Annotated in this window: 15 protein-coding genes; 5 read left to right on the forward strand and 10 right to left on the reverse strand. The window is 68.0% G+C overall.

Annotated elements, in window-relative coordinates; all coding sequences use genetic code 11:
* Positions 1–82: 82 nt before the first annotated feature.
* Genes CFB46_RS01080 through CFB46_RS01090 form a run of 3 tightly spaced genes read right to left on the reverse strand, consistent with a single transcriptional unit; the run spans position 83 to position 6,096 of the window.
* The gene (locus CFB46_RS01080) at positions 83–1,606 is read right to left on the reverse strand and encodes an efflux transporter outer membrane subunit (RefSeq protein WP_089499142.1); all 1,524 of its coding nucleotides are present in this window, start codon (positions 1,604–1,606) and stop codon (positions 83–85) included.
* Complete coding sequence (gene bpeB / locus CFB46_RS01085) at positions 1,606–4,806, reverse strand: efflux RND transporter permease BpeB (protein WP_027785289.1); 3,201 nt, start codon at positions 4,804–4,806, stop codon at positions 1,606–1,608. The genes CFB46_RS01080 and bpeB overlap by 1 nt, the downstream gene beginning before the upstream one ends.
* Before the next feature lie 15 nt (positions 4,807–4,821).
* Positions 4,822–6,096, reverse strand: a complete 1,275-nt coding sequence (locus tag CFB46_RS01090; protein WP_089499143.1) for an efflux RND transporter periplasmic adaptor subunit — start codon at positions 6,094–6,096, stop codon at positions 4,822–4,824.
* 400 nt (positions 6,097–6,496) lie between these two features.
* Here CFB46_RS01090 and CFB46_RS01095 point away from each other — a divergent pair, with 400 nt between their 5' ends.
* Positions 6,497–7,138 carry a TetR family transcriptional regulator gene (locus tag CFB46_RS01095; protein WP_027785291.1) on the forward strand — a complete coding sequence of 214 codons (642 nt, stop codon included), beginning with the start codon at positions 6,497–6,499 and terminating at the stop codon, positions 7,136–7,138.
* A 37-nt stretch (positions 7,139–7,175) separates the two neighbouring features.
* Here the strand turns inward: CFB46_RS01095 and CFB46_RS01100 are convergent, their stop codons facing one another.
* A complete protein-coding gene (locus CFB46_RS01100; RefSeq protein ID WP_089499144.1) occupies positions 7,176–7,844 on the reverse strand; it encodes a cysteine hydrolase family protein in 669 nt (222 codons plus the stop codon).
* A gap of 152 nt (positions 7,845–7,996) precedes the next feature.
* Between CFB46_RS01100 and CFB46_RS01105 the strand changes: the two genes are divergently transcribed.
* The gene (locus CFB46_RS01105; RefSeq protein WP_089499145.1) at positions 7,997–9,013 is read left to right on the forward strand and encodes a helix-turn-helix domain-containing protein; all 1,017 of its coding nucleotides are present in this window, start codon (positions 7,997–7,999) and stop codon (positions 9,011–9,013) included.
* 51 nt (positions 9,014–9,064) lie between these two features.
* On the opposite strand, the gene CFB46_RS01110 is transcribed toward CFB46_RS01105, so the two are convergent.
* The 6 genes from CFB46_RS01110 to CFB46_RS01135 form a co-directional block, all read right to left on the reverse strand.
* A complete protein-coding gene (locus CFB46_RS01110; protein WP_027785294.1) occupies positions 9,065–9,772 on the reverse strand; it encodes a CoxG family protein in 708 nt (235 codons plus the stop codon).
* Between the two features lie 28 nt (positions 9,773–9,800).
* A complete protein-coding gene (locus tag CFB46_RS01115) occupies positions 9,801–10,160 on the reverse strand; it encodes a DUF427 domain-containing protein (protein WP_027785295.1) in 360 nt (119 codons plus the stop codon).
* Positions 10,161–10,290: 130 nt separating this feature from the next.
* Positions 10,291–10,728, reverse strand: a complete 438-nt coding sequence (locus CFB46_RS01120) for a carboxypeptidase-like regulatory domain-containing protein (RefSeq protein ID WP_027785296.1) — start codon at positions 10,726–10,728, stop codon at positions 10,291–10,293.
* Between the two features lie 105 nt (positions 10,729–10,833).
* Complete coding sequence (locus CFB46_RS01125) at positions 10,834–12,318, reverse strand: DegQ family serine endoprotease (RefSeq protein ID WP_027785297.1); 1,485 nt, start codon at positions 12,316–12,318, stop codon at positions 10,834–10,836.
* Between the two features lie 112 nt (positions 12,319–12,430).
* Entirely contained in the window at positions 12,431–13,777 is a 1,347-nt protein-coding gene (locus tag CFB46_RS01130; RefSeq protein WP_027785298.1) for an ATP-binding protein, read from the reverse strand.
* Positions 13,778–13,780: 3 nt separating this feature from the next.
* Positions 13,781–14,443 carry a response regulator gene (locus CFB46_RS01135; RefSeq protein WP_006481728.1) on the reverse strand — a complete coding sequence of 221 codons (663 nt, stop codon included), beginning with the start codon at positions 14,441–14,443 and terminating at the stop codon, positions 13,781–13,783.
* Between the two features lie 184 nt (positions 14,444–14,627).
* Here CFB46_RS01135 and dacB point away from each other — a divergent pair, with 184 nt between their 5' ends.
* The 3 genes from dacB (at position 14,628) to CFB46_RS01150 (ending at position 18,663) form a co-directional block, all read left to right on the forward strand.
* Positions 14,628–16,181 (forward strand): D-alanyl-D-alanine carboxypeptidase/D-alanyl-D-alanine endopeptidase, encoded by a 1,554-nt coding sequence (dacB, locus tag CFB46_RS01140; RefSeq protein WP_089499146.1) that lies wholly within the window; start codon positions 14,628–14,630, stop codon positions 16,179–16,181.
* A 331-nt stretch (positions 16,182–16,512) separates the two neighbouring features.
* Positions 16,513–17,427, forward strand: coding sequence for a sterol desaturase family protein (locus tag CFB46_RS01145; protein ID WP_089499147.1), 915 nt, complete (start codon positions 16,513–16,515; stop codon positions 17,425–17,427).
* A gap of 96 nt (positions 17,428–17,523) precedes the next feature.
* On the forward strand, positions 17,524–18,663 hold the full coding sequence (locus tag CFB46_RS01150) for an SGNH/GDSL hydrolase family protein (protein ID WP_027785301.1): 1,140 nt from the start codon (positions 17,524–17,526) through the stop codon (positions 18,661–18,663).
* Positions 18,664–18,684: the final 21 nt, after the last annotated feature.

The following is an 18,684-nucleotide window of genomic DNA, read 5'->3' on the forward strand; positions in this document are numbered from 1 at the left end:
GTGGCGTTTTCGTTTCCGCGTATCGCCGGTTATAGCCGGTTCGATGCACAGGAGCGGCTGCCCGCCCCGTCCTCCGTCGCGCTTACCCGTTCGTCTCGGTTGACGACGCAGGCGCCGGAGCGGCCGCCTTGTCATAGTCGACCGGTGCATCCGGCGCGCGCGGCGCTTCGCCTGCGCGCTGGATCCAGCCGCCGCCCAGGGCGCGGTACAGGTCGACCAGGTTCGTCCAGCGTGCCAGACGCGCGCTGATCAGCGACTGCTGCGCCGAGTACAGATCCGTCTGCGCGGTCAGCACCGACAGGTAGCTGTCGACACCGTTCTTGTAACGCAGGTCCGACAAGTCGAAGCGACGCTGCTGCGCGTGCTCGTTGCGCTCCAGCGCCGCGATCTGCTGGTCGTACGTGCCGCGTGCGGCGAGGCCGTCCGACACTTCGCGGAACGCCGACTGGATCGCCTTCTCGTAGTTCGCGATCTCGATGCGCTTCTGCACGTGCGCGAGATCGAGATTGGCGATGTTCGAGCCGCCCTCGAAGATCGGTAGCGCAATGTTCGGCGCGAACGACCACGCCGCCGTGCCGGCCTTGAACAGGCCGCCCAGCGTCGGGCTCGCGGTGCCGAATGCCGCGGTCAGCGAGATCTTCGGGAAGAACGCCGCGCGGGCCGCGCCGATGTTCGCGTTCGCGGCCAGCAGCGTCTGCTCGGCCTGCATCACGTCAGGACGACGCGCGAGCAGATCCGACGGCAGGCCAGGCGGGACGTCCGTCAGCAGGTTCTGCGCATCGAGCGGCATGCCCGGCGGCAGATCGTCCGGCAGCGGCTCGCCGATCAGCAGCACCAGCGCGTTCAGCGCCTGCGCGCGGGCACGTGCCTGCGCCTGCTGGTTCGCGAGCGCCGTCTCGACCACCGTCTGCGCCTGACGCAGCTCGAGCTCGGAGCCCGTGCCGTTGTCGAACTGCAGCTTGGTCAGGTCGTACGACGCCTGCGCGGATTTCAGCGTGTCTTCCGTGACCTTCAGCAGATCGTCGGTCGACAGCAGCGTCAGGTATTGATCCGCCACCTGCGACACCAGAGAGATCTCCGACGCCTGCCGCGCGTACGACGTCGACAGGTACTGCGCGAGCGCCTGATCCTTCAGGCTCTGCACGCGGCCGAACAGGTCGAGCTCCCACGATGCCGAAAGCCCGACGTTGTAGACGCGCGAGATCAGCGGCCGGCCAGTCTGCGACACACCGGCCGGATAGCGCTGAATATTCCCCGTGCCCGTACCGTCGAGCGTCGGGAACAGTCCCGCGCGCGTGATCTGGTACTGCGCGCGCGCCGCCTCGATGTTCAGCACCGACACGCGCAGGTCGCGGTTGTTCTTCAGCGCGATCTCGATCAGCCGCTGCAGGCGCGGATCGACGAAGAACTCGCGCCAGCCGATGGCGGTCGCCGCCTGGCCATTCGCGCTGCGCGCGCCGGCCGCGCCCGGCTGCGTCGCGTAGACGCCGCCGGCCGGGTACGCCTGCGCGACGGGTGCATCGGGCCGCTTGTAATGCGGCGCCATCGTGCAGCCCGTGGCAAAGAGCGCGACTGCGATTGCAGTCAAAGCGTGTTTTTGCATCATCACTGTCCCTTGTTGCCTTCGTCGCCGTTGCCCGGCGTCTCTTCGTGGTGCGAGTGCGCCTGAGCCAGGCGCAGCGCCTCGTCGACGTCTTCCTTCTCGCCGCTGAAGATCGCACGGATCTTCACGAAGAACATCGGGATCATGAAGATCGCGAGGAACGTCGCCGTGATCATCCCGCCGATCACGCCCGTACCGATCGCGTGCTGGCTCGCCGAACCCGCGCCGTTGCTGATCGCGAGCGGCATCACGCCGAGAATGAACGCGAGCGACGTCATCAGGATCGGACGCAGCCGCAGGCGCGCTGCTTCCAGCGCGGCCTCGATCGGCCCCATCTTCTCCGTCAGCTGCAGTTCGCGCGCGAACTCGACGATCAGAATCGCGTTCTTCGCGGACAAGCCCACGGTGGTCAGCAGGCCGACCTGGAAGAACACGTCGTTCTCGAGGCCGCGCATCGTCGCCGCAAGCAGTGCGCCGATCACGCCGAGCGGCACCACCATGATCACCGAGAACGGGATCGACCAGCTTTCATACAGCGCCGCGAGACACAGGAACACGACGAGGATCGAGATCGCATACAGGATCGGCGCCTGCGAGCCGGACTGGATTTCCTGGAACGACAGGCCGGTCCACGAATAGCCGATACCGACCGGCAGCTTCTTCGCGAGCCCTTCCATCGCGGTCATCGCCTGACCGGTCGACTTGCCCGGTGCGGCCTGACCCTGGATTTCCATCGCCGACACGCCGTTGTAGCGCTCGAGCTTCGGCGAACCGTACGTCCAGTGACCGGTCGCGAACGCGCTGAACGGCACCATCCCGCCCGACCCGTTGCGCACGTACCAGATGTTCATGTCTTCCGGCGTCATCCGGAACGGCGCGTCGGCCTGCACGTACACCTTCTTGATCCGGCCGTCGGTGTCGAGGAAGTTGTTCACGTACTTCGACGCCCACGCGATCGAGAACGTCTGGTCGATCGCATCCGCCGTCACGCCCAGTGCATTCGCCTTCTCGCGGTCGATGTCGACCTTGTACTGCGGCGTATCGTTCAGGCCGTTCGGACGGACACCCTGCAGCGTCGGATCCTTCGAAGCCATCCCGAGCAGCTGGTTACGTGCGGCCATCAGCGCGTCGTGGCCGAGACCGGCGTTGTCCGTCAGCTCGAAGTCGAAGCCGGCGGCGGTACCGAGTTCGGGAATCGACGGCGGGTTGAACGGGATCACGAGCGCGTCCTTGTAGCCCGCGTAGCGCCCGAACATCCGGCCGATCAGCGCCTGCACCTTCTGGTTCGCATGCTGACGCTGCGAGTAGTCCCGCAGGCGCACGAACACGAGACCCGAGTTCTGGCCGCGGCCCGCGAAGCTGAAGCCGTTGACCGTGAACGCCGATTCGACGATTTCCTTCTCGTCCTTCAGCAGGTAGTCGGAAATGTTCGCGAGCGTCTTCGCGGTCGTTTCCTGCGTCGAACCCGACGGCGTCTGCACGATCACGAACATCAGGCCCTGGTCTTCATCGGGCAGGAACGACTTCGGCAGGCGCACGAACAGCAGCCCGACCGCGACGATCACGACCAGATAGATGATGAGCCAGCGGCCCGAGCGCTTGATCACGTGGTGCACGCCGACGTGGTACTTGTCGCGGCTGTTGTTGAACGTGCGGTTGAACCAGCCGAAGAAGCCCTTCTTCTCTTCGTGATGTCCCTTCTCGATCGGCTTCAGGATCGTCGCGCACAGGGCCGGCGTCAGAATCAACGCGACCAGCACCGACAGCACCATCGCCGACACGATCGTCAGCGAGAACTGACGATAGATCGCGCCGACCGAGCCGCCGGAGAACGCCACCGGCACGAACACCGCCGACAGCACGAGCGCCACGCCGACGAGTGCGCCGGTGATCTGGCCCATCGCCTTGCGGGTCGCCTCCTTCGGCGACAGTCCCTCCTCCGCCATCACGCGCTCGACGTTCTCGACCACCACGATCGCATCGTCGACCAGCAGGCCGATCGCGAGCACGAGGCCGAACATCGACAGCGTGTTGATCGAGAAGCCCACCAGCGACATGATCGCGAACGTGCCGAGCAGCACGACCGGCACCGCGATCGTCGGGATGATCGTCGCCCGCAGGTTCTGCAGGAACAGATACATCACGAGGAACACGAGCACGATACCTTCGAGCAGCGTCTTGACCACTTCCTCGATCGACAGCTTCACGAACGGCGTCGTGTCGTACGGGTACTTCACGACGAGGCCGTGCGGGAAGAACGGTGCGAGCTCGTCGATCTTCGCGCGCACGGCCTTCGCGGTCGCGAGCGCGTTCGCGTTGGTCGCGAGCTGAATACCGAGTGCCGCGGTCGGCTGACCGTTGTACTTCGTGTCGAAGTTGTAGTTTTCGCCGCCGAGGCCGATCTGCGCGACGTCCTTCAGGCGAACCTGCGAGCCGTCCTGGTTGACCTTCAGCAGGATGTTGCCGAACTGTTCGGGCGTCTGCAGCAGCGTCGATTCGGTGATCGTCGCCTGCAGCACGGTGCCCGGCTTCGCCGGCGTGCCGCCGATCTGGCCGCCCGCGATCTGCACGTTCTGCGCGGTGATCGCGGAGCTGACATCCACCGGCGTGAGGCCGTAGTTGGTCAGGCGGTTCGGGTCGAGCCAGATCCGCATCGCGTACTGCGAGCCGAACAGCGTGACGGTACCGACGCCGTTCAACCGGCTGATCGGGTCCTTCACGTGCGACGCCACGAAGTTCGCGAGGTCGTACTTGTTCATGCTGCCGTCTTCGGAGTTGAAGGCGAGCACCAGCAGGAAGCTGCTGCTCGACTTCGTGACCGACAGACCGAGCTGCTGCACGACCTGCGGCAGAACCGGCGTCGCGAGCGACAACTTGTTCTGCACCTGCACCTGCGCGATATCGGCGTTGGTGCCCGGCGCGAAGGTCAGCGTGATCGTTGCGTTGCCCGAGTCGTCACTCGTCGACGACATGTACAGGAAGTTGTCGAGACCGCTCATCTGCTGCTCGATCACCTGCGTCACCGTGTCTTCCACCGTCTTCGCGGAAGCGCCCGGGTAGTTCGCGGTGATCTGGATCGATGGCGGCGCGATCGTCGGATACTGCGAGATCGGCAGCGTGAAGATCGCCGCAACCCCGGCCAGCATCAGGATGATGGCGATCACCCACGCGAAGATCGGGCGATCGATAAAAAACTTTGCCATGAAACAGGCTCCCTGTTATTTCGCGCTCGAAGCAGCGGCAGCACTCGCGGGCGCGGCGCCCGATGCGGCGGCACCGGAAGCGGCGGCGGTGCCGGACCCGGCGGCGGCCGGCGCGGCGGGGGCAGCAGCACCCGAGGCGGCATCGGCCGCCGGAGCGAGCTGCGCGGGGACCGACTTCACGGTCGCGCCCGGGCGCACCTTGTCGACACCTTGCACGATCACGTGATCGCCCGCCTGCAGACCGCCTTCGACGATCCAGTTCGGGCCTTGCATGCCGGTAGTCTTCAGCGGACGCGGCTCGACCTTGTTGCTGGCGTTCACCACCATCGCGACCGCCTGGCCCTTCTGGTCATGCGTGACGCCGATCTGCGGCACCAGGAACGCGTTCTCGTTCACGCCTTCCTCGATCCGTGCACGCACGAACATCCCCGGCAGCAGCACGCGGCCCGGGTTCGGGAAGACCGCGCGGATCGTCACCGAGCCGGTGGTCTGGTCGACCGTCACGTCCGAGAACTGCAGCTTGCCCGACTCCGAATAGGTCTTGCCGTCTTCCAGGATCAGCGACACCTTCGCCGCGCCCGGGCCGCTCGTCTTCAGACGGCCGCTCTGCACGTCCTGACGCAGCTTCAGCCCTTCGAGGCTCGACTGCGTCAGGTCGACGTACACCGGGTCGAGCTGCTGCACCGTCGACATCAGCGTCGCCTGGCTCGCCTGCACGTATGCGCCTGGCGTCACCTGCGAGATGCCGACGCGGCCGCTGATCGGCGACACGACATCCGTGTAGCCGAGGTTGATCTGCGCGGTGTCGACCGCCGCCTTGCCGGCCGCGACGTCTGCGGCAGCCTGACCCTGCGTGGCAACCGCGTTGTCGTAGTCCTGCTTGCTGACCGCGTTCGCGGCGACCAGCACCTTGTAGCGCGCGACCAGCGCGTTCTGCGTGACGAGGTTCGCCTGCGCCTTCGCGAGCGTCGCCTTCGCGCTGTTCAGCGCGGCGATGTACGGCGCCGGATCGATCTTGTAGAGGCGCTGGCCGGCCTTGACGTCGGTGCCTTCGGTGAATTCACGACGCAGCACGATGCCGTCGACCCGTGCGCGCACTTGCGCGACGAGGAAAGCACTGGTGCGGCCCGGCAGGTCGGTGAAGACCGGTACGGATTGCGGTTGGACGGTGACGACGCCGACTTCCGGCGTTTGCGGCGGCGGTGCCGATTCTTTTTTGCCGCACGCGGCCAGGAAAACGGCGGCCGTCGCGACAGTGATTAAGCGGTATGGAACCCGTTCGACGCGCATGGAGCGACCTCTGTGTATAACCAATGGAATAAGTGCCGCGCCCGACCGGAGCGCAACACGGATGCGCCTCGCGGCGCAGATCGAACACCTGAATTACTGGACTGCTAGATACAGCACGTCGGCACGAGACCTCCGTGCCGACGGGGATGCCGCGTACTGCGGACTGGTACTAGGGCGGGAATCAGCAGAGTGGGATATTAACTGATTGCCACTTGGGTCATTCGATCGTAGGGTGGTATTGTATATACATTCACGAATGTATGTAAAAAGCCCGTTTGTACTCCGCCGGCTGCCCAGTCTTACAGATTGTTACGTGCAGCAAGCATAGCCCGTCTCCATGACGGCGACGAGGGGTTGCGGACCCTATATTCACCGACGATCGATCCAATCAGGCCTGCATATGGTCAGACGTACCAAGGAGGAGGCGCTCGAGACGCGCAATCGCATTCTCGACGCCGCCGAACACGTGTTCTTCGAGAAAGGCGTATCGCATACGTCGCTCGCGGACATCGCCCAGCACGCCGGCGTGACGCGCGGCGCGATCTACTGGCATTTCGCGAACAAGAGCGAACTCTTCGATGCGATGTTCGACCGCGTGTTCCTGCCGATCGACGAACTGAAGCGGATGCCGCCCGACGCGCCGGGCGGCAATCCGCTCGAGAAGGTGCGCCAGATCCTGATCTGGTGCCTGCTCGGCGTGCAGCGCGACCCGCAGCTGCGGCGCGTATTCAGCATCCTGTTCATGAAGTGCGAGTACGTCGCGGACATGGAGCCGCTGCTGCAACGCAATCGCGCGGGAATGAGCGAGGCGCTGCACATGATCGACGCCGATCTCGCGGTGGCCGTGGGGCTCAAGCTGTTGCCCGAGCGGCTCGATACGTGGCGCGCGACGCTGATGCTGCACACGCTCGTCAGCGGGTTCGTGCGCGACATGCTGATGCTGCCCGACGAGATCGACGCCGAGCAGCATGCGGAAAAGCTCGTCGACGGCTGCTTCGACATGCTGCGCTACAGCCCGGCGATGCTGAAGGATCCCGACTGACCGCGCGGCGCATGGCGCGCGCGGTTGCCGCGCCGGGTCAGGCCGCCTTCGCGCGATGCGCGCGAGCCCGCCGGTTCGACGCGGCCACCGAATCGCGCGAAGGCATCGGCGCGCCGGCCAGTCCCGCGATCCACGCGTCGGTCGACATCACGGCCGCGAAATTCGACTGAAACACCACCGCATACGTGCGGTGAATCTCCTCGGCGCTCGCCGCGCCCGCTTCGTTCTCGTACGGCAGCGCGCCCGTCGCGTCGTCCAGGTACTCGACCTTCAGCCCCGCATGCGCCGCGTGATAGACCGTCGACGCATTGCAGTTGTGCGTCATGTAGCCGGCCACCGCGAGCGTGTCGATGCCGTGCGCATCGAGCCACGCGGCGAGATCGGTGCCGGCGAACGAACTGGCCTGCGTCTTCTCGATACGATGCGCGTACGGCCGGCTGGCCACCACCGCGTGCAGCGCGACGCCGTCGGTGCCGGGCGCGAAGATCGGCGCACCGGCCGGCGCGACGTGCTGCACCACGATCACCGGCACGCCGGCCGCGTGCGCGGCGTCGATCGCGCGGCCGATGTTCGCGAGCGACACGTCGAGCGGTGGATATTCGATCGGAAGGTTGCCCGTCACGTATTCGTTCTGCACGTCGATCACGATCAGCGCGCGGCGGGCAGCGGAAAGGGAGGAAGCGGAATGCGGGACGGCGTTCGACATGGTGGGCTCCTTGGCCGGAGGCGCTGCCCCGCCCCGGGGCGGGACGGCCAGCAGTGCGATGCGATGCATTGTCGAGCCGCGTGGCCGGTGCCGATAGTGGCCCGATAGCCATTCTTCGATAAAATCGGGCCATCGCCTTTCCGGAGCCCGCCATGCTCGCCGCCGCGTCGCCCGTTCCATCCGCCTCATCCATTCCGACCGTCGTCGCCGTGATCGCATACGACGGCATCAGCCCGTTCCACCTGTCGGTGCCGTCGGTCGTATTCGGCAAGGAGCGCGACGCGACGGCGTTGCCCGCGTTCGAGTTCCGCGTCTGCTCGGCCGAGCGCGGCCCGCTCGCGACGACGGGCGGCTTCACGATCACCGCGCCGCACGGGCTCGACGCGCTCGAGGATGCGGACATCGTCATCGTGCCGTCCTGGCGCGACCCGGACGAAGCGCCGCCCGACGCGCTGCTCGATGCCGTGCGCGCGGTCGCCGCGCGCGGCGCCGAACTCGTCGGCCTGTGTCTCGGCGCTTACGTGCTCGCCGCGGCCGGCCTGCTCGACGGCCGCCCGGCCACCACGCACTGGGCGTGGGCCGACGATTTCGCCCGGCGCTTTCCGCGCGTGAAACTCGATCCCGACGTGCTGTACGTCGACGACGGCAACCTGATGACGTCGGCCGGCACGGCCGCGGGGCTCGACTGCTGCCTGCACGTCGTGCGGCGACGCTTCGGCTCGGACGCCGCGAACCGGATCGCGCGCCGCCTCGTGATCCCGCCGCACCGCCAGGGCGGGCAGGCCCAGTACGTGCCGCAGCCGGTCGCCGCGCATCCGCGCGATGCGCGGCTCGCGGGCCTGCTCGACTGGGTGCGCGCCCACCTCGACGCCGCGCACAGCGTCGATTCGCTCGCCGAACGCGTGCTGATGAGCCGGCGCACGTTCACGCGCCACTTCCGCCAGGCGACGGGCACGACCGTCACCGCGTGGTTGCAGGCCGAACGGCTCGCGCGCGCCCAGCATCTGCTGGAAACCACCGGACAATCGATCGACGCGATCGCGCAGGCGGCCGGCTATGGTTCGAGCGTGTCGTTGCGCCAGCATTTCGCGGGCGCGCTCGGCACATCGCCGTCTGCGTATCGAAGGGAATTTCGCGGCGCCGAAGCCGGCACCGGCGCGGGACGGTGACGCCCGCTGCCCGGGCGGCGGGCAGGCCGTGACGCGGAACCGGGCGGCCGATCAGCCGCCGTTGAACCAGCGTGCCGCGTAAAGCAGCAGCGCGACGAACACGATCATCGCCGCCCACGCCCACACGGGCACCGTGCCGGAATCGCGATGCCGGAGCGCGCTCGCCGCACGCCCGCTCAGCGCGCCGCCGAGATGCGGCGGCAGCGAGCGCTTCGTCGCGGCCACCAGCGATGCGGGCCGCAGAAATACGTGCTGGCGTCGCTGCGCAGGGGCGCTCGCGCGATTCGGCGCGAGACCGTGCTTCGCCTGCACGACCGCGCAGAATTCGCGAAAGAACGTGTCGGTCCATTCGCGCAGCGCATTGTCGATCTGCCGCCCCGGCAGCTCGGCGAGCGGCCCGCTCGCCGTCGCCCACACCACGTACTCGATTCGCGTGGCGCTCGCATCGTCGACCGGCACGAGCACGAGTTCGACCTGGCCGCGCAGCGCGCCGAGGCCGTCGGCCCGCGCCTTGAAGTTGAGCACGCGGCGCGGCTGCCCTTCCGCGTCGCCCTGCTCGGCGGCCGCATGCGCGCGCACGTCGTAGCGGGCGCGCAGCGGGCCGAGCGGCACCGTGATCGTCAGCGCGAATTCGCCGTGTGCGAGTTTCACGAACGATTCGCAATGATCGAAGCTCGCCCGCAACAGCGCGAGATCCTCCAGCGCATCCCGCACGACAGGCGGCGCGAGCGGTACGCGTAACGTGTCGTTCAGTTCCATGACGCCTCCCCGATGAACGCGCGCCGCATCAGGACGTCTCGACGAGACTGTCGACCCGTGCGACATCGAAGGCGACGTAGTGCGCGAGCACGGCCGCCGCCTCCTTCGGTTCTTCGTAACTCCATGCGGCGTTCTCGATCATGCCGTCTTCCGTCTGCAAGTCGAAATGCACGGCTTGCCCCCTGAACGGGCAGACCGTCGTGACGCCGGATTTCACGAGCCGGCGCATGTTGACGTCGCCGCGCGGCAGGTAATGGATGTCCGGGAGCCCCGCTTCGCGCACGGTCAGCGCGCCGTGCGAATCGGCATAGGTGATGCCGCGATGAATCACGCGCACGCGATGACGGTTCGGCACGATTTCGAGTCGAGGGTCGGCTGCATCGGACATCGTTTCTCCTTCGGGCGGCCTCCAGGCCGGGGCAGGAAACGAAAAAAGCCACGGCACGCATGCCGTGGCTTTCATTATGGGCGAAACTTCGTCCGATTGCGCGCCCGGGGCCCGGGCCGCGCGCGGCGGGCTACTGCGCACTCCACTGGAACGCGGCTTTCGCGCCGCCCTTCGCGCCGACCGTGACGGCACGCGACTCGTCGCTGCCCTGGTACGACGCGTGCACCGTATAGCGCCCCGGCGGCAGCTTCACCAGCATGTACGGCCCGCGCGCGTCGGTCGCCAGCACCTCGGTGCCCTTGCCGTCGACGATCCGGACATGGACATCGGCCAGGAACTCGCCGCCCTTGCCGGTGAAGCGCAGCGCCAGCGGCCATGACGCCTCGTTACTCTGGAATGCCGTCGACTGGTCCTTGCCGATACCGCCCGACACGTAGCTGACATCGCCTTGCTGGCTCGCGGCGGGCAGACCGTCCGACTGCGCGTACGCGGCGGTCGCCCCGGCCGCGAGGCCGGCGGTCAGCGCCGCGGCGACGGCAAATCGGGACACGTTGCGTAGATATTGCATGGCTCTCTCCTTGGGGTCGGAACACATACGGGGCGCAGCGTCACGCGGGTCGCACGGCGGCGGCGCCCGCCGCGGCCGGCCAGACCGGCCGTCGGCCGTGGCCGGTCAGCTCAGGTCGACCGGCACGAAGATCTGTGCATTATCGCGCTGGATCAGCAGAGCAAGACTGTTGCCCGCGCCCTTCACCGCGTCGCGCAACTGCTCGGGGCTCGTGACCGGGCGGCCGTTGACCGCGAGGATCACGTCGCCCGGCTGGATACCCGCGTTGGCGGCCGGCCCGCCGGCCTGCTGCACGATCAGCCCGTGCGACAGGTTGCTGGCGCTGCGCTCCTGCGGCGACAGCGGACGCACCGCGACACCCAGGCGGCCCTGTTCGACCGGCCCGCCGTCGTTCGACGCGAGCTTCGCATCGGCCATCGCGCCGAGCGTCACGCTGATCGACTTCTTCGACTTGTCGCGCCAGATCTGCAGGTCGGCCTTCGAACCCGGCTTCAGGTTCGCGATCTGCGCGGGCAGCGACGTCGAATCGGCGACCGGCGAACCGTTGACCGACAGGATCACGTCGCCCGGCTGCAGGCCGGCCTTCGCGGCCGGACCATTGGCGTCGACCGAGCTGACGAGCGCGCCGTCCGGCTTCTGCAGCCCGAACGAGCTCGCGAGCGTCTGGTTCAGCCCCTGCACCGCGACGCCGAGGCGGCCGCGGCTCACGTGGCCCGTCTTCACGAGCTCGTCCTTCACCTTGATCGCCTCGTTGATCGGGATCGCGAACGACAGGCCCTGGAAGCCGCCCGTCTGCGAGTAGATCATCGAGTTGATGCCGATCACCTCGCCCTGCAGGTTGAACAGCGGGCCGCCCGAGTTGCCGGGGTTCACCGGCACGTCGGTCTGGATGAACGGCGTGTAGTTCTCGTCCGGCAGCGCGCGCGACTTCGCGCTGATGATGCCCGACGTGACCGTGTTGTCGAAGCCGTACGGCGAGCCGATCGCGACGACCCACTGGCCGACCTTGCTCTGCGCCGGGTCGCCGATCTTCACGGTCGGCAGGCCGCTCGCGTCGATCTTCAGCACGGCGACGTCGGACTGCTTGTCGGAGCCGACGACCTTCGCCTTGTATTCGCGCTTGTCGGTCAGCTTGACCGTGACGACGTTCGCGCCGTCGATCACGTGTGCATTGGTGAGGATGTATCCGTCGGCACTGACGATGAAGCCCGACCCGAGGCTCGCGCTCGGCTGATCGTCCGGTTGCGCGTCGCCGCCCATGCCCGGCACCTGGCCGTAGAAGTGCTTGAAGAACTGGTAGAACGGGTCGCTCGGATCGATCGGCAGTTGCGGCTGCGGCGCGCGCCGCGACACCTGCTTCACGACGTGCTTCGCGCTGATGTTCACGACCGCCGGGCCGTAGGTCTCGACGAGCCCGGAGAAATCGGGAATGCCGGTCTTGGCCGCGGCTTCTGCCGGCATCAATGCGGCCGCCTGCGCGGGCGTGATGATCTGCGGATCGGCGCGGCGGGTGCCGGCGAAATAGCCGGCCGACAGGGCGGCCGCCACGGCGACCGCGACGGTGCCGCGCGCAAGGAATCGGGTGTTCATCGTAGGACCTCCTCTTTGTTAGGACGCAGCGTAACGACCCTGACTTAAAGGAGGCTTAATCAGCCTTAAGCCGGGCTTAAGCGGCTGCCGGCACCCCGCCGGCGCCGCCTCTTCAGACGGATTCGGAAGGCTGCGGCGCCGGGGCCGGCATCTCCGCATCGCGGAACACGACGCTGACGAGCAGGCCGCCCGCGGCCGCATCGCCGAGCGACACCGTCGCGCCCTGCTGCGCCGCCACGCGCTTGACGATCGCGAGCCCGAGCCCGCTGCCCGACACGTCGGTGCGCGCGCGCGCCGTGCTGTCGCGATAGAAGCGGTCGAACACGCGCTCGCGCTCGTCGGCCGGAATGCCCGGCCCGCTGTCGGCGATCTGCACGCACGCGCGGCCGGCCGCGTCGCGCGTCAGCGACACGTCGATGCGGCCGCCGTCCGGCGTGTACTTCACCGCGTTGTCGAGCAGGTTGCCGAACATCACGCGCAGCGCGCCGACGTCCGCGACGACGCTCGCCGCGCGCGTTTCCTCGAAGCCGAGATCGATGTCGTGCCGCTGCGCGAGCGGCGCATGCGCGGTCACGCATTCGGCGAGCAGCGCCTGCAGGTCGACCGGTTCGCGCATCGTCGCGCCGTCCGGCTCGGCGCGCGCGAGCGCGAGCAGCTGCTCGGTGAGACGCGTCGCGCGCGACACGCCGTCCTGGAGATCCGCGATCGCCTCGCGGCGCGACGCATCGTCCTTCGCGCGAGCGACGAGCTGCGCCTGGATCTGCACGGCCGCGAGCGGCGTGCGCAATTCGTGCGCGGCGTCGGCGACGAACGCCTTCTGCGTGTCGAGCGCCGCCGACAGCCGCGCGAGCAGCCCGTTCAGCGCCCGCACGAGCGGCTGCACCTCGAGCGGCAGGCGCGCGTCGGGCAGCGAATCGAGCGCTTCCGGGCGGCGCGCCTCGACCGCGCGCGTCACGCGGGCGAGCGGCGCGAGCCCGCGCCCGACGATCCCCCACACGGCCGCGCCGAGGAACGGCAGCAGCACGATCAGCGGCCACAGCGTGCGCAGCGCGACGTTCGCCGCCAGCCGGTTGCGCACCGACAGCGGCTGCGCGAGCTGCACGACGTTGTCGCCGACGATCGCGCCGTACACGCGCCATTCGCCGCGATCGGTGCGCTCGGTCGAGAAGCCGAGCTCCGCGCGCGGCGCGATCGGCGCACGCGGATGCGAGAAGTACATCAGCACGCCGTTGCGATTCCAGATCTGGATCACGATGCCTTCGTCGCCGTTGGTGCGCGAGCCGAACACCTGCGAGAACGGCTCCGACGGCAGCGCCGCGGCGATTTCCTGCAACTGGTAGTCGAACAGTTCGTTCGCTTCGGCGAGCGCCTGCCGGTAGATGAGCCAGCCGGCCATGCCCACGCCCGCGACGACGATCGCGAGCAGCCAGATCAGCAATTGATGACGAATCGACCGCACGCGTCAGCTTTCCTTGACGACCATGTAGCCGAGCCCGCGCACGTTGCGGATCAGGTCCGAGCCGAGCTTCTTGCGCAGCGCGTGGATGTAGACCTCGACCGTGTTGCTGCCGATCTCCTCGCCCCAGCCGTACATCTTCTCCTCGAGCTGGCTCTTCGACAGCACCGCGCCCGGCCGCGCGAGCAGCGCCTCGAGCAGCGCGAACTCGCGCGCGGACAGCGCGACGGGCGCGCCGTCGAGCGTCACCTGGTGCGACGCGGGATCGAGCGTCAGCGCGCCGTGGCGGATCAGCGACTCGCTGCGGCCGGCCTGGCGGCGGATCAGCGCGCGCATGCGCGCGCCCAGCTCGTCGAGATCGAACGGCTTGACGAGATAGTCGTCGGCGCCGGCGTCGAGCCCCTTCACGCGATCGGCGACGGCGTCGCGCGCTGTGACGATCAGCACCGGCAGCGCCAGCCCGCGCCCGCGCAGCGTGCGCAGCACGTCGATGCCGTCGCGCTTCGGCAGGCCGAGATCGAGCAGCAGCAGATCGTACGTCTCGCCGCCGAGCGCCGTGAGCGCGGCGTCGCCGTCCTGCACCCAGTCGACCGCAAAGCCGTCCGAGCGCAGCGCCTTGCGCACGCCTTCGGCGATCATTCGATCATCTTCGACAAGCAGAATCCGCATCGGGACAGCCATCCATGGGCGAGTCAAACACGGCGACCATTGTAGCGCCGCGAATCGCGTGCGCGGCACCGTGCAATGCAACAGTAAGGCGGATTGCAAGGGACCTGCCCCGACTTGTCTCTACAATGTGCGCTTCCGCGCCCCGCGCGTCCTGCCCGAGCCCCTGCTTTTCCCGTATTCGCCCATGCCGATTTTCGATCTTTCCGCCCTTTCCGCCCGGTTCGCCCCCCGCGCCCGCGTCTGTCTGCGGGCGGCCGCCGTCGTCGCCACGTGCACGGCCCTCGCGTTCGCGCCGTCCGCGCAGGCCCGCAAGAAATCCCACAAGGAAGCGCGCAAGGAAGCGCGCAAGACCGCCGTCGTGTCGCCCGCCGCGCGCGCGGCCGGCCTGCCGGCATCCGTGCTCGTCGCGCTGCAGCGCGCGAAGGTGCCGGCGTCGGCGATGAGCGTCGTCGTCGAGCGCGTCGGCGATCCGCAACCGCTGATCGCATGGAATGCGAGCCGGCCGATGCTGCCGGCCTCGACGATGAAGCTCGTGACGACCTTCTCGGGCCTGTCGATCCTCGGCCCCGACTACCGCTGGCGCACCACCGCGTACACGGACGGCACGATCGACCCCGACGGCACGCTGCAGGGCAATCTGTACATCAAGGGCACCGGCGATCCGAAGCTCGTGCCCGAAGAGCTGATCGACCTCGTCGACAAACTGCGCAAGGCAGGCGTCAAGCGCGTGGCCGGCGGTCTCGTGCTCGACAAGAGCTATTTCGCGGCGTCGACGCGCGACCTGCCGTCGTTCGACGACGATGCCAGCGCGCCGTACAACGTCGGCCCCGATCCGTTGCTGTATGCGTTCAAGGCCGTGTCGTTCACGGTCACGCCGGGCGATGACGGCAAGGTCGCCGTCGACGTGCTGCCGCCGCTCGCGGACCTGTCGATCGACAACCAGCTCGTCGAAGGCTCGGGCTCGTGCAGCGCGGCCGCCGCGGCCGCGCGTCCGACGCTGACGGCCGGCGGCGGGATCATGACCGCGTCGTTCGCCGGCGACTACCCGCTGCGCTGCGGCGCGCACACGACCAACCTCGCGATCCTCGATCACACGACGTTCTTCGCACGCGGCTTCCTCGCGCTGTGGCAGCAGGACGGCGGCACGATCGCGGGGCCCGTGAGCGAAGGCAAGGTGCCCGTCACCGCGCGGCCGCTCGCCGTGCATCACAGCCCGGTGCTCGGCAGCATCGTCTACGACATCAACAAGTTCAGCAACAACGTGATGGCGCGCAACCTGTTCCTGACGATCGGCGCGGTCAGCGGCAAGCCGCCCGCGACGCCCGAGCAGTCGAGCCGCGCGATCCAGGCGTTCCTGCAGAAGAACGGCATCGCGATGCCCGACCTCGTGCTCGAGAACGGCTCGGGGCTGTCGCGCGAAGAGCACGTGAGCGCGCTGTCGCTCGCCGCGCTGCTGCAGGCCGCGAACGCGAGCCCCGTCGCGCAGGCGTTCGTCGATTCGCTGCCGATCGCGGGCATCGACGGCACGATGAAGAACCGCCTCACCAACGCGGGCGTGCTCGGCAACGCGCACATCAAGACCGGCACGCTGCGCGACGTGCGCGCGATCGCTGGTTACGTCGCCGGTGCGGACGGCCAGAGCTACATCGTCGTCAGCTTCATCAACAACGATCACGCGGAAGGCGCGCGCGCCGCGCACGACACGCTGCTCGAGTGGATCTACGCGGGCGCGCACTGACGATCCGTGCCCCGCGCAGCGGGCCATCGTGACACGGCGGCCCGCGCGCGCCCCGCACCGCGTCGCCCGCGAAATCTCGCGCTGCGCGGTTTGAAACGCCCGCGCCACCGTCGCGCGACGCCCCGCGCGTACGCCGCATGCATAAAACGGGGCCGCACCGCCCGGCCCCGTGCAGTACGGATTCCGTAGAAACCCTGTCCTCAGAGGGAACCCTCTACGCTGCCCCCTCGCCTAGCGCGTGGCGATTGCGTAGGCTGTTGGCCTGACCGATATCTACAACGGGCCACACGCCCGGCCCGATGGCTTGCAGGGGAACGAAGGAGACACGCCCATGCGATTCGACGTCGAATTGCTTCTGCTCGCGCTGGCGCCCGTCTTCCTGCTCTGCATCGCGTGGGAGGCCTGGCACCTCGCCCGCACCCGTGCGCAGGACCGCATCTATGCGTGGCGCGACACGCTGTGCAACGCGGCGCTCGCGCTGATGCACCAGGGCGCCGACAAGATCGCATGGCTGCTCGTGATTCCCGTTTATGCGTACTGCTACCGGCACTATCGCGTCTACACGTGGCACGACGGCTGGCTGTCGTTCGCGGTGCTGTTCGTCGCGCAGGACTTCCTCTACTACGTGTTTCATCGCGCGAGCCATCGCGTGCGCTGGCTGTGGGCCGCGCACGTCGTGCACCACTCGTCCGAACGGATGAATTTCTCGACCGCGTTCCGCCAGAGCCTGATGTACCCGATCGCGGGCATGTGGCTGTTCTGGCTGCCGCTCGCGTTCGCCGGCTTTCCGCCGCAACAGGTCGTCGGCATCGTGCTGATCAACCTCGCGTTCCAGTTCTTCGTGCACACCCAGGCGATCGGCAAGCTCGGCTGGCTCGAATACGTACTGAACACGCCGTCGATCCACCGCGCGCACCATGCACGCAACCCGCGCTACATCGACCGCAATTACGCAGGCGTCCTGGTGATCTGGGATCGCCTGTTCGGCAGCTATGTCGAGGAAACGCCCGACGATCCGCCGCGGTACGGAATCGTCGAACGGCTCGGCTCGAACAACCCGCTCGTCGCGACATTCCACGAGTGGGTGGCGATGGCGTCCGACGCGTGGCGCGTCGACGGATGGCGCAACAAGCTGCGCGCGATTTTCGGCCCGCCCGAGTGGGCGAGCGCTTATCATGCGCAGATTGCCGAGGCCGCGAACCAGGATCCGCGCACCGTGCCGCTGGCGGTTGCGCGCGACCGATAAACCGTTTCAGCCAACGGCCGCCGCGCAGCCCGGAACCGAGCAGGCACGCGGCAGATGAGAAATACATCAGGGCCATATCTACGAGGAGATCGAACGATGCAGACACAACAACACGCACCTTCCCGCACGCGTCAGCGCATGCTGCGCACCGCGCAAGTCGCGATCGCCGGCGCCGCGCTCGCGCTGCTCGCCGCATGCGGCGGCGGTGACGACAACAACGGCAGCAGCGCGTCGAACACGCCGCCGTCGGGCGTGAAGATGCAGATCGTGTCGTTCGGCGACAGCCTGTCCGACGTCGGCACCTACTCGCAGATCAAGCTCGGCTTCGGCGGCGGCCGCTTCACGACCAACCCGGGCCAGGTATGGACGCAGGACGTCGCGCAGTACTACGGCGACACGCTGCAGCCCGCGAACCAGGGCGGCTTCGGCATCCCGCTGCAGGCGACGGGCGGCCTCGGCTACGCGCAGGGCGGCTCGCGCGTGACGCTGCAGCCGGGCATCGGCCATGCGGACGCCAGCGTGCCGAACCCCGACTACGCACAGGCGACGACGACGCCGATCGCCGACCAGGTCAAGCAGTACCTGACGCAGCACGGCAGCTTCAACGCCGGCCAGATCGTGCTGATCAACGGCGGCGCGAACGACATCTTCTACCAGGCCCAGGTCGCGCAGGCGCAAGGCAATACGCCGGCCGCGCAACTCGCGGCGGCGCAGGCGATCGGCCTGGCCGCGCAGCAGCTCGGCGGGATCGTCCAGCAGATCGTCGCGGCGGGCGCGACGCACGTGTTCGTCGCGAACGTGCCGGACATCGGCGGCACGCCGCTCGCGCTGCAGGGCGGCACGCAGGCCGCGTTCACGCAACTGTCGGGCCTGTTCAACCAGACGCTCGTCGGCACGCTCGCCGCGCTGAAGGTCGACCCGACGAAGGTCGCGATGGTCGATTCGTTCACGTGGCAGGACGGCATCGCGGCCAACTACAAGGCGAACGGCTTCAGCGTGTCGAATACCGACACCGCCTGCAACCTGAAGGCGATGGTCCAGGCCGCCACGCAGTACGGCGTCGCGAACGCGACCGCGTTCGGCTCGTCGCTGTTCTGCTCGCCGCAGACCTACACGGTCGCGAACGCGGACCAGACCTACATGTTCGCCGACATGGTCCACCCGGCGACGCGCCTGCACGCGCTGTTCGCGCAATACGTCGAACAGCAGATCGCGAAATCCGGCGTCGGCAAGTAAGCCGCCGGCCACGCGCCCAAA

Origin of the sequence: Burkholderia sp. HI2761, assembly GCF_002223355.1 — a bacterium.
Taxonomy (GTDB): domain Bacteria; phylum Pseudomonadota; class Gammaproteobacteria; order Burkholderiales; family Burkholderiaceae; genus Burkholderia.

Excerpts from the sequence above, each read along its gene's own strand:
- CFB46_RS01110 (WP_027785294.1), bottom strand. The coding sequence starts at position 9,772 with ATGGAACTGAACGACACGTTACGCGTACCGCTCGCGCCGCCTGTCGTG.
- CFB46_RS01090 (WP_089499143.1), bottom strand. The coding sequence starts at position 6,096 with ATGCGCGTCGAACGGGTTCCATACCGCTTAATCACTGTCGCGACGGCC.
- CFB46_RS01145 (WP_089499147.1), top strand. The coding sequence starts at position 16,513 with ATGCGATTCGACGTCGAATTGCTTCTGCTCGCGCTGGCGCCCGTCTTC.
- CFB46_RS01135 (WP_006481728.1), bottom strand. The coding sequence starts at position 14,443 with ATGCGGATTCTGCTTGTCGAAGATGATCGAATGATCGCCGAAGGCGTG.
- dacB (WP_089499146.1), top strand. The coding sequence starts at position 14,628 with ATGCCGATTTTCGATCTTTCCGCCCTTTCCGCCCGGTTCGCCCCCCGC.
- CFB46_RS01120 (WP_027785296.1), bottom strand. The coding sequence starts at position 10,728 with ATGCAATATCTACGCAACGTGTCCCGATTTGCCGTCGCCGCGGCGCTG.
- bpeB (WP_027785289.1), bottom strand. The coding sequence starts at position 4,806 with ATGGCAAAGTTTTTTATCGATCGCCCGATCTTCGCGTGGGTGATCGCC.
- CFB46_RS01150 (WP_027785301.1), top strand. The coding sequence starts at position 17,524 with ATGCAGACACAACAACACGCACCTTCCCGCACGCGTCAGCGCATGCTG.
- CFB46_RS01095 (WP_027785291.1), top strand. The coding sequence starts at position 6,497 with ATGGTCAGACGTACCAAGGAGGAGGCGCTCGAGACGCGCAATCGCATT.
- CFB46_RS01125 (WP_027785297.1), bottom strand. The coding sequence starts at position 12,318 with ATGAACACCCGATTCCTTGCGCGCGGCACCGTCGCGGTCGCCGTGGCG.
- CFB46_RS01080 (WP_089499142.1), bottom strand. The coding sequence starts at position 1,606 with ATGATGCAAAAACACGCTTTGACTGCAATCGCAGTCGCGCTCTTTGCC.
- CFB46_RS01115 (WP_027785295.1), bottom strand. The coding sequence starts at position 10,160 with ATGTCCGATGCAGCCGACCCTCGACTCGAAATCGTGCCGAACCGTCAT.
- CFB46_RS01105 (WP_089499145.1), top strand. The coding sequence starts at position 7,997 with ATGCTCGCCGCCGCGTCGCCCGTTCCATCCGCCTCATCCATTCCGACC.
- CFB46_RS01100 (WP_089499144.1), bottom strand. The coding sequence starts at position 7,844 with ATGTCGAACGCCGTCCCGCATTCCGCTTCCTCCCTTTCCGCTGCCCGC.